This is a genomic window from Streptomyces millisiae (genome assembly GCF_031845425.1).
Classification (GTDB): domain Bacteria; phylum Actinomycetota; class Actinomycetes; order Streptomycetales; family Streptomycetaceae; genus Streptomyces; species Streptomyces millisiae.
In genome coordinates this window covers 1-1,846 of record NZ_JAVREM010000151.1, presented here as the reverse complement: position 1 = coordinate 1,846, position 1,846 = coordinate 1, and the positions used below count along the sequence as shown (strand labels likewise).

Here is a 1,846-nt window from a genome sequence, read left to right as displayed (position 1 = left end):
TTCACAGTGGACGCGAGCATCTATGGACAAGCCCTCGGCCTATTAGTACCGGTCAACTCCACCTCTCACAAGGCTTCCATCTCCGGCCTATCAACCCCGTCGTCTACAGGGAGCCTTACCCCATCAAGTGGGTGGGAGTCCTCATCTCGAAGCAAGCTTCCCGCTTAGATGCTTTCAGCGGTTATCCCTCCCGAACGTAGCCAACCAGCCATGCCCTTGGCAGAACAACTGGCACACCAGAGGTTCGTCCGTCCCGGTCCTCTCGTACTAGGGACAGCCCTTCTCAAGACTCCAACGCGCACAGCGGATAGGGACCGAACTGTCTCACGACGTTCTAAACCCAGCTCGCGTACCGCTTTAATGGGCGAACAGCCCAACCCTTGGGACCAACTCCAGCCCCAGGATGCGACGAGCCGACATCGAGGTGCCAAACCATCCCGTCGATACGGACTCTTGGGGAAGATCAGCCTGTTATCCCCGGGGTACCTTTTATCCGATGAGCGACGGCGCTCCCACAAGCCACCGCCGGATCACTAGTCCCTGCTTTCGCACCTGCTCGACCCGCCAGTCTCACAGTCAAGCTCCCTTGTGCACTTACACTCACCACCTGATAACCAACCAGGCTGAGGGAACCTTTGGGCGCCTCCGTTACCCTTTAGGAGGCAACCGCCCCAGTTAAACTACCCACCAGACACTGTCCCCGATCCGGATCACGGACCCAGGTTAGACATCCAGCACGATCAGAGTGGTATTTCAACAACGACTCCACCCACACTGGCGTGAGGGCTTCACAGTCTCCCACCTATCCTACACAAACCGAACCGAACACCAATATCAAGCTATAGTAAAGGTCCCGGGGTCTTTCCGTCCTGCTGCGCGAAACGAGCATCTTTACTCGTAATGCAATTTCACCGGGCCTATGGTTGAGACAGCCGAGAAGTCGTTACGCCATTCGTGCAGGTCGGAACTTACCCGACAAGGAATTTCGCTACCTTAGGATGGTTATAGTTACCACCGCCGTTTACTGGCGCTTAAGTTCCCAGCTTCGCCCCCAAAAGAGCTAACCGGTCCCCTTAACGTTCCAGCACCGGGCAGGCGTCAGTCCGTATACATCGCCTTACAGCTTCGCACGGACCTGTGTTTTTAGTAAACAGTCGCTTCTCGCTGGTCTCTGCGGCCACCCCCAGCTCCGACAGTAAATGCCATCACCAGAAGCGGCCCCCCTTCTCCCGAAGTTACGGGGGCAATTTGCCGAGTTCCTTAACCATAGTTCACCCGAACGCCTCGGTATACTCTACCTGACCACCAGAGTCGGTTTAGGGTACGGGCCACCATGAAACATCGCTAGAGGCTTTTCTCGACAGCATAGGATCATCCACTTCACCACAATCGGCTCGGCATCAGGTCTCACCCACAATGAAGGACGGATTTACCTACCCTTCGGGCCACACCCTTACCCCGGGATAACCACCACCCGGGCTGGACTACCTTCCTGCGTCACCCCATCACTCACCTACTACCCCCTCGGGTCACCGGCTCCACCACTCCCACCTCGTCCGAAGACTCAGCAGGCGGCTTCACGGGCTTAGCATCAGAAGATTCAGCGTTGGCGCTTCACGGCGGGTACCGGAATATCAACCGGTTGTCCATCGACTACGCCTGTCGGCCTCGCCTTAGGTCCCGACTTACCCTGGGCAGATCAGCTTGACCCAGGAACCCTTAGTCAATCGGCGCACACGTTTCTCACGTGTGTAACGCTACTCATGCCTGCATTCTCACTCGCATGCCGTCCACAACACGTTTCCACGGCTGCTTCACCCAACACACGACGCTCCCCTACCCACCA

The 1,846-nt window shown here is 57.0% G+C and carries 1 rRNA gene; it reads right to left on the bottom strand.

The window, feature by feature from the left end:
- Nucleotides 1–22: 22 nt before the first annotated feature.
- Nucleotides 23–1,846: ribosomal RNA gene (locus tag RNC47_RS35910) — 23S ribosomal RNA — on the bottom strand; the annotation flags it as partial.